This window comes from Aquipuribacter sp. SD81 (assembly GCF_037153975.1).
Lineage (GTDB): Bacteria > Actinomycetota > Actinomycetes > Actinomycetales > JBBAYJ01 > Aquipuribacter.
Genome location: NZ_JBBAYJ010000051.1, coordinates 1 through 7,583, shown reverse-complemented (window position 1 = coordinate 7,583; position 7,583 = coordinate 1). Strand labels below are relative to the sequence as shown.

At 78.0% G+C, this 7,583-nt stretch carries 9 protein-coding genes; 3 read left to right on the top strand and 6 right to left on the bottom strand.

Annotated features, from left to right (window positions below; translation table 11 throughout):
- The 6 genes from WAA21_RS17605 to WAA21_RS17580 all read right to left on the bottom strand — a co-directional run.
- Window positions 1–520 (bottom strand): hypothetical protein (locus WAA21_RS17605; RefSeq protein ID WP_336924160.1); only part of this gene is annotated, 520 nt, incomplete at its 3' end.
- Between the two features lie 73 nt (window positions 521–593).
- Window positions 594–1,088, bottom strand: coding sequence for a pilus assembly protein CpaE (locus WAA21_RS17600; protein WP_336924159.1), 495 nt, complete (start codon window positions 1,086–1,088; stop codon window positions 594–596).
- On the bottom strand, window positions 1,085–2,029 hold the full coding sequence (locus tag WAA21_RS17595) for a proteasome assembly chaperone family protein (RefSeq protein WP_336924158.1): 945 nt from the start codon (window positions 2,027–2,029) through the stop codon (window positions 1,085–1,087). Before WAA21_RS17595 ends, WAA21_RS17600 begins: the two co-directional genes overlap by 4 nt.
- Window positions 2,030–2,093: 64 nt before the next feature.
- On the bottom strand, window positions 2,094–2,909 hold the full coding sequence (locus WAA21_RS17590) for a matrixin family metalloprotease (protein ID WP_336924157.1): 816 nt from the start codon (window positions 2,907–2,909) through the stop codon (window positions 2,094–2,096).
- Between the two features lie 72 nt (window positions 2,910–2,981).
- Window positions 2,982–3,401: a hypothetical protein gene (locus tag WAA21_RS17585; RefSeq protein ID WP_336924155.1), complete on the bottom strand. Its 420-nt coding sequence runs from the start codon at window positions 3,399–3,401 to the stop codon at window positions 2,982–2,984.
- A gap of 28 nt (window positions 3,402–3,429) precedes the next feature.
- On the bottom strand, window positions 3,430–3,663 hold the full coding sequence (locus WAA21_RS17580) for a hypothetical protein (protein WP_336924161.1): 234 nt from the start codon (window positions 3,661–3,663) through the stop codon (window positions 3,430–3,432).
- Between the two features lie 141 nt (window positions 3,664–3,804).
- Here WAA21_RS17580 and WAA21_RS17575 point away from each other — a divergent pair, with 141 nt between their 5' ends.
- The 3 genes from WAA21_RS17575 to WAA21_RS17565 are packed head-to-tail and all read left to right on the top strand — an operon-like array spanning window position 3,805 to window position 7,513.
- Window positions 3,805–5,022 (top strand): pyrophosphate--fructose-6-phosphate 1-phosphotransferase, encoded by a 1,218-nt coding sequence (locus WAA21_RS17575; RefSeq protein ID WP_336924154.1) that lies wholly within the window; start codon window positions 3,805–3,807, stop codon window positions 5,020–5,022.
- Window positions 5,023–5,024: 2 nt separating this feature from the next.
- Window positions 5,025–6,461, top strand: coding sequence for a dihydrolipoyl dehydrogenase family protein (locus WAA21_RS17570; RefSeq protein ID WP_336924153.1), 1,437 nt, complete (start codon window positions 5,025–5,027; stop codon window positions 6,459–6,461).
- The gene (locus WAA21_RS17565) at window positions 6,458–7,513 is read left to right on the top strand and encodes an alpha/beta hydrolase (RefSeq protein WP_336924152.1); all 1,056 of its coding nucleotides are present in this window, start codon (window positions 6,458–6,460) and stop codon (window positions 7,511–7,513) included. The genes WAA21_RS17570 and WAA21_RS17565 overlap by 4 nt, the downstream gene beginning before the upstream one ends.
- Window positions 7,514–7,583: the final 70 nt, after the last annotated feature.

Below are 7,583 nucleotides of genomic sequence, written 5' to 3'. Positions count from 1 at the left end.
ACACGGCCACGGCGACCCTGGCGTGCACGGGGGCGGTGACGTCGACGCGGACCCACCGCGCCGGCCCCGCGCCCGCCGCGGGCGCCGCGGGCGCCGCGCCGTGCGCCGCGCCCGGGGGAACGGTGTCGCGGCGGCGCAGGCCGACGACGGCGCCGCGACGCGGCACGCCGTCGGCGAGCACCTGCATGACGGGGTGCTCGTGACCGGCCATGGGCCGGCCGTCCTCGCGGACGAGGCCCCACGACGGGTCGTGCCACGTGAGCCCGACGACCGCCTCGGCCGCGACGCCGAGGGCGTGCGCCGCGAGGGCGTCGGCGGCCACGACCCGGCCGACCGCGTCGTGCTCGACGACGCCGAGCCCGAGGGCGGCGGCCACCGGCGCGACCGGACCCACCGGAGCCACCGGACCCAGCAGGCCCGTCGCGGACACCGTGCCGGCGTGGGGGGCGGCGGGCGCGGGCAGGTCGACGGGGCTGCCGGTTCGCTGCCGCACGAGCGGCACGACGTGCGGTTCGGTCACCGCTGCAGCGTCGGCGCACGGACCCCCTCGCTTGAGCGGACCGCCCCTCGCACCCCGCCGCGGCGTGCCCCGGTCAGCCGGTCGCGCGCGCCAGCAGGGCGAGCAGGGCCCCGGCGTACGCCTCGACGGCCGTCGCGCCGCCCACGGCGGAGTCGTCGCCGTCCCCCGGCAGCCGGACCGTGACGCGCCAGGCCGGATCGTCGGTGGCGTCGGTCGCCTCGGTGCCGTCGGTGCCGTCGGTGCCGTCGGGGACCCGCTCGAGGCGCCGGAAGGTGCCCCCGAGCAGCCGGCGCAGCTGGTCCTCGTGCGGCAGCCACAGCGCCTGCTCGCTGCCGACGGAGTCCAGCGCCCACTCCACCGTCCCGTTGAAGCCGATGACCCGGCCGCTGGGGAAGTCGTGGACGTCGGCGACCATGTCGGACACGACGAAGACGTCGTCGTCCATGTCGCGGTCGGCGAGCACGAACCGGTCACCCGCGGTGGGGTCCCACCGCAGCCCGGCCGCCCGCAGCCGCCGGGCCGTGGCCGGCGACAGCAGCTCGGCGGCGTCGACCGCCCGGACGCTCACCGGACCTCCCCGGCGCCGCCGGGCCCGCCGCGCTCGCGCTCGGCGAGGAAGCGCTCCAGCTCGGCGCCGAGCTCGTCGCCGTCGGGCAGGTCGTTGCGCAGGTCGCTGCCGGCGGTCTCGGCGAGGGAGTCGTACTGCTCCTCCAGCGCCCCGACGACGGCGGCGACCTCGCTGCTCTTCGCGACCTCCACGTCGATGTCGCTGCGGGTCTGCGCCGCCCGCACGCGCAGGCCGGACACGTCGACCGGGTGCCCGCTCACACCGGACAGGTGCTCGAGCAGCACCGCGGCCGCCTCGGGGTAGTCGGCCTGGGCGACGTAGTGCGGCACGTTGACGGTGAAGCCGACGGCGTCCAGCCCGGCCTCGCCGAGCCGGTACTCCAGCAGCCCGCCCACGTGCCCCGGCACGCGCACCTGGCCGACCCACGCCCGGCGGCCGCGCACCAGCTCGGCGCGGGTGCCGTGGGCGATGACACCTGCGGGCCGGGTGTGGGGCACGCCCATGGGGATCGCCGCCAGGCCCACGACGAGCCGGACCTGCAGGTCCTGCACGAGCCGGACGGCCGCCCGCGAGAAGGCGCCCCAGCGGTAGTCGGGCTCGGCCCCGTGCAGCAGCAGCAGCGCCTGCGCCGGGTCGTCGTGGCGGCGCAGCAGCGACACCGTGACGTGCGGGGGCTCGTAGCCGGTCCAGCGGTCGGTGTCGAAGGTCATGACCGGGCGGCGGCTGCGGTGGTCGACGAGCGCGTCGGCGTCGAAGTGCGCGACGTCGGTGCGGTGGTGGTCGACGAGCAACGCCTCGACCGCGGCGGTCGCCGCGGAGCCGGCGTCCACGAAGCCCGCCAGGTGGTGCACGAGCACGAGGCCGGGCGGGACCTCGAGCCCGCCGTCCTCCCCCACGCCGTCGGCGTACCTGAGGAGCTCGTCGCTGTCCGGGCGCTGCACGTGGACCTCCGGGGGGTGGGCGGCCCCGACGGGTGCGCCGGGTGGTGCCGCAACGGTGGCAACGCTACGTGCCCGCGTCCCCATCCCGCCGCCCGGCGTCCCCCTCGCACGGCCCGTCGCCGAGACGCGCCAGGCCCGCGCGGTCGGCCGTGCCGAGGTCGTAGACCGACTGGTACGTCGGCGACATGAGCGAGAACGGGTCGCTCGAGTGCCCGAGCCCCACGAGGTGGGCGAGCTCGTGGACGAGGACGGCCTCCGCACGGCGCCGGCCGAGCTCGGCGGGCAGGTTCTCGGCGAACCACGGGGCGTCGAGGACCACGCTGCCGCTCACCCAGCGACGCCGGGAGCCCTCGCCGTACCCGGCCGGGCCCGCGAGGCCCGCGGCCTCGGCGAGGCGGGGGTCCTCCCCGGCGTCGGACCACGCGACGAGCACCGGCGACCACCGCTCGCCGTAGCGCCGCGGGTCCACCAGGCGCCGCGCGGGGTCGGGTCGCTCGTCGGTCTCGCCGTCCACGACGAAGACGAGCCCGGCGGCCTCACCCACCTCCTCGAGCGCGGCCCCCAGTGCGGCGCGACCACCCTGCGGCTCCCCGTCGGGCCGGACGACGACGTGGACGGGTCGGCACGGGTCCCACCGGACCGGCTGCCCGCCCGGCCCCGTGTCGACGAAGGTGTACCCACCCGGGTCGACGACGTCCGGCGGCAGCCGCAGCGGCTCCGCCCGGGCGTCCGGGGGCGGCCCGGGCACCGCCGGTGCGACGGCGTCCGCCGCGCGGTCGACGGCGAGCGACGTCACGAGCACGGCCGCCGCGACCACCACCGCACCGACCGTCGTCACCACCGCCGCGGTGCTGCTCCCGCCGGTCGTCCCCGCACCCACCGGGGCAGCATCGGCGCGGGGGCGACGCCGCGTGAGCCGCGCCGCTCCGGTGCACCCGGGCGGGTGCAGCCCTCAGCGCACGCGGCCCCGGGCGAGCGCCCTCGCGGCCGCGACCCCCGCCACCCCGATGAGCGCGGAGACGACACCGACCACGCCGAGCGTCGCCACCGCCGCCGCGACGGCGGGACCCGGGGCGGGCCGCCAGCGCCCGTCGCGCCTCGAGGCCACGCGACGTCCGTCGAGGACGACGTCGACGGGGGCGCGCCGCAGGTCCTCACGCACCTGCACGGGGACCAGGCGCACGAGCGCGGCCTGCCCCGCGCGGAACGACGAGGCGGAGCCACGGCCGCGCGGCAGGCTGCGCCACAGCGCCCGCGAGCCGTCGACGTCGAGGACGAGGGGCGCCCCGTCGCCCCCGCGCAGCGAGACCGTGGCGGTCGCGCCGTCGGGAGCCCTCACGTGGCAGCGCAGGTCGGCGGCGACGACGAGCACGGGTCGTGCCGCCGTGCCGCCGTCGGGCTCAGGCAGCGCCGGCCCCGCCGCCGTCGCGGTCCTGCGTGCTGATGCGCAGCGTGCCGTCCAGCTTCCACACCGCGCGCGGCGAGGACGGTCCGGTCTCCCGCGGCACCTCGACCGTCATGTCGACGAAGGTGTAGTCGATCACGGCGCCCTTGCCGGTGAGGAACGACCACATCTCGCGGCCGAAGTCGGCGATGTTCGTGGTCTGGCCCTCGCGCACGTCGCTCTCGCTCACAGCTGTCCTCCTGAGGTGGTGGCCGGGCACCCTCCGTCCCCGGTCGCGGCACCAGCCTCACCCGCGGGCCGGGCGCCCGCTCGTGGATCATGGACGCGTCACTAGGGTCTCCCTGTCCGAACCCGGCTCCCTGGAGGACCCATGCCCGACGCCCCCGCCCGCCCCGTCCGGAAGGTCGCGATGCTGACCGCCGGCGGGCTCGCCCCGTGCCTGTCCTCCGCGGTCGGCGGGCTCATCGAGCGCTACACCGAGATCGCGCCCGAGGTCGAGCTCATCGGCTACCTCGACGGCTACGCGGGCCTGCTCGCCGGGCGCAGCACCGCGGTGACGGACGAGGTGCGGCGTGACGCCCACCTGCTGCACCGCTTCGGGGGCAGCCCCATCGGCAACAGCCGGGTCAAGCTCACCAACGCCGCCGACCTCGTGAAGCGGGGCCTCATCGGCGAGGGCGACGACGCGCTCAAGGTCGCCGCGGACCAGCTCGTCGCCGACGGCGTCGACGTCCTGCACACCATCGGCGGCGACGACACGAACACGACCGCGGCCGACCTCGCCGCCTACCTCGCCGAGCACGACTACGAGCTGACGGTCGTCGGTCTGCCGAAGACGATCGACAACGACGTCGTGCCGATCCGGCAGTCCCTCGGCGCGTGGACGGCGGCGGAGCAGGGCGCGCTCTTCGCCCGCAACGTGCTTGCCGAGCACTCCTCCAACCCCCGCATGCTCGTCGTGCACGAGGTGATGGGCCGCGGCTGCGGCTGGCTCACCGCCGCGACGGCGCTGCGGCACCGCGAGTGGCTCGCGACGCAGCAGTTCCTGCCCGCCTTCGGCAACGACCCGCGACGCTGGGACGTGCACGGGGTGTACCTGCCGGAGCTGGAGTTCGACGTCGAGGCGGAGTCGGCGCGGCTCCGCGCGGTGATGGACGAGGTGGGCTGCGTCAACCTCTTCGTGTCCGAGGGCGCCGGTGTGCAGACCATCGTCGCGGAGCTGGAGAAGGCCGGCGAGGAGGTCGCCCGCGACCCCTTCGGCCACGTCAAGATCGACACGATCAACCCGGGCGCCTGGTTCGCCAAGCAGTTCGCGGCGGGTATCGGCGCGGAGAAGACGATGGTGCAGAAGTCGGGCTACTTCTCGCGCTCGGCCGCGCCGAACGCCGACGACCTGCGCCTCATCAAGTCGTGCACCGACCTCGCGGTCGAGTGCGCGCTGCGGCACGAGGGCGGCGTCATCGGCCACGACGAGGAGCGCGACGGGCGGCTGCGGGCCATCGAGTTCGACCGCATCGCCGGCGGCAAGGCGTTCGACACGACCACGCCGTGGTTCCGCCGGCTGCTGCAGGACATCGGTCAGGCCTGAACGTGCGGCTGGGGCGCCGGCGGCGCGTCGTCGTGGTGGGCGGCGGCGGCGCCGGGCTCGCCGCGGCCAGGACGGCCGCCGCGGCCGGGGCCCGGACGACGCTGGTCTCCGCCGGACCCCTGGGAGGGGACTGCACGTGGACCGGCTGCGTGCCGAGCAAGGCGCTGCTGGAGCGGACGGCCCTCGGTGAGGGCTGGGAGCGGGCGCGCACGCACCTGCTCGACGTCCGCGCGCGGATCGCGGCCACCGAGGACGCCACGGCCCTTGCCCGCGACGACGTCGCGACCCTCGCCGGCACCGCCCGTCTGCTGACGGGCGAGGCGGGCGAGGGCGCCCCGGCCCTGTCGGTGCTGGGTGAGGACGGCGAGCGGACCCGGCTGGACGCCGACGGCGTCGTGTGGGCGACCGGCTCGGCCCCGCTCGTGCCCGACGTGCCCGGCCTCGACGCTGTGCCCTACCTGACGAACGAGACGGTCTTCGACCTGCCGGCCGCGCCCGGCTCGGTGCTCGTGCTCGGCGGCGGCGCGATCGGCTGCGAGCTCGCGACCGTCCTCGCCCGCTGCGGCAGCCGGGTCCAGCTCGTCGAGAGCGCACCCCGGCTGCTGGCGAAGGAGGAGCCCGACGCCTCCCGCGTCGTCGAGGCCGCCCTGCGGGTCCTGGGCGTCGACGTCCGGACCGGCGCACGGCTCGTGCGGGTCGAGGCGACCGCCGACGGCGCGCGCGCCCACCTCGCGGGCGGGCCGGGCGCGGGCGTCGTCGAGGTCGAGCGCGTCCTCGTGGCCACGGGCCGGCGCCCGGTCGTCGGCGACGGCGCGGACGAGCCCGGGCACGCGCGCCTGCCCCGCGGGGACCGGGGCGAGGTGGTGACCGACGAGCGGCTGCGCACGCGCGTGACCGGCGTGTGGGCCGCCGGGGACTGCACGGGCCGGCTGCCCTTCACGCACGCCGCGGACGCGATGGGCCGCGTCGCCGGCGCGAACGCCGCCCGCGGCTGGTCCCGGGGACGCGCCCGCTACGAGGAGCGCACGACCCCGTGGGTGACGTTCACCGACCCCGAGGTCGCGCGGGTCGGCCTCAGCGAGGCGCAGGCCGCGGCCGCCGTCCGCGGCGCTCGGGTGGCGCACCTCCCCCACGACGAGGTCGACCGCGCCCTGACCGCCGGGCGCAGCGACGGCTTCGTCACCCTCGTGACCGGCCCCCGGCGCGTGCTCGGCCACCTGGGCGGGGGACGGCTGCTCGGCGCGACCGTCGTCGGCCCGCGCGCCGGCGAGACGATCGCCGAGGTCGTCCTCGCGATGCGCGTGGACTGCTTCACCGGCCGCCTCGCGCAGGCGACGCACGCCTACCCGACGTGGGGCACGGCGGTGCAGGTGGCCGCCGCCCAGACGGTCGGGACGTTCGGGGGGCGGCGATCACGGCCTGCCCGGGCCGAGCCGTGAGGCGCGGGCGCGCGCACCACCCGCACCCGCGCTCGCAGCCGCAGTCGCTGCCGGTGGACCCCCTCGTCCGGCTGCTCGACGCGGCCGGGCGGCGCGTCGGGGGCGTCGGGATCGCCGGGCGGGACCCGGCCGCGGCGCGTGCCGCCGTGCCCGGGCCCGTCGTGGGCCGGGTCCTCGACGCGGTGTACGACCGGCCCGACCCCACCGTCCGGCGCCACGACGTGCGCACCGCCGAGGGGGTCCGCCTCGCCGTGCACACCCCGCCGGTCGCGGCCGGGACGCGGCTGCCGGTCGTCGTGCACATCCACGGCGGCGGCTGGGTGCTCGGCGGCGTCGACGACACGCCGTGGTGGGTGGCGGCGCTCGCGCGCGCGGTGCCCGCGGTCGTCGTGTCCGTCGACTACCGGCTCGCCCCCGAGCACCCCTTCCCGGCGGGCGCCGACGACTGCCTCGCGGCGGTGCGGTGGTGCGCCCGGCACCCCGAGCACGTGGGCAGCGGGACGCTCGTGCGGACGGACCGCGTCGGACTCGCGGGCGACAGCGCCGGCGCGAACCTCTGCGCGGTCACGAGCGCCCGGCTGCGCGACGAGCCCCGTGCCGGGGACCCCGTCGTCGCGGCGCAGGTGCTCGTGTACCCCGCGCTCGACGCCACCCTCGCGAGCCCGTCGGTGGCCCGCAACGCGCACGCGCCGTTCCTGTCGCTCGCGGACATGCGCGCCTTCGTCGCGCACTACCTCGACGGCACCGGCACCGCGCCGCAGGACCCGCTCGTGTCCCCGCTGCACGTGGCGGACCTCGCGGGCCTTCCGCCGACGACCGTGCTCACCGCCGAGCACGACCCGCTGCACGACGAGGGCGTCGCCTACGCGCAGCGCCTGCGGGCCGCGGGCGTGCCGGTCCGCCACACCGACTACCCCGGCGCCGTCCACGGCTTCCTGTCGACGGCGGGCCTCGGTCGCACGCGCGCCCGGCACGCGCTCGACGAGGTCGCGGCCGCGCTGCGGCAGGAGCTCGACGGCCCGGCGGACGCCACCCGGACCGACCCGGCGTGAGCGGGGCGCCTCCCGCCCGGCTGCTGCCCGGGCTCGCCGCCGCGGCGGCGGTCGCGGCGCTGGCGACCGG

Excerpts from the sequence above, each read along its gene's own strand:
- WAA21_RS17575 (WP_336924154.1), top strand. The coding sequence starts at position 3,805 with ATGCCCGACGCCCCCGCCCGCCCCGTCCGGAAGGTCGCGATGCTGACC.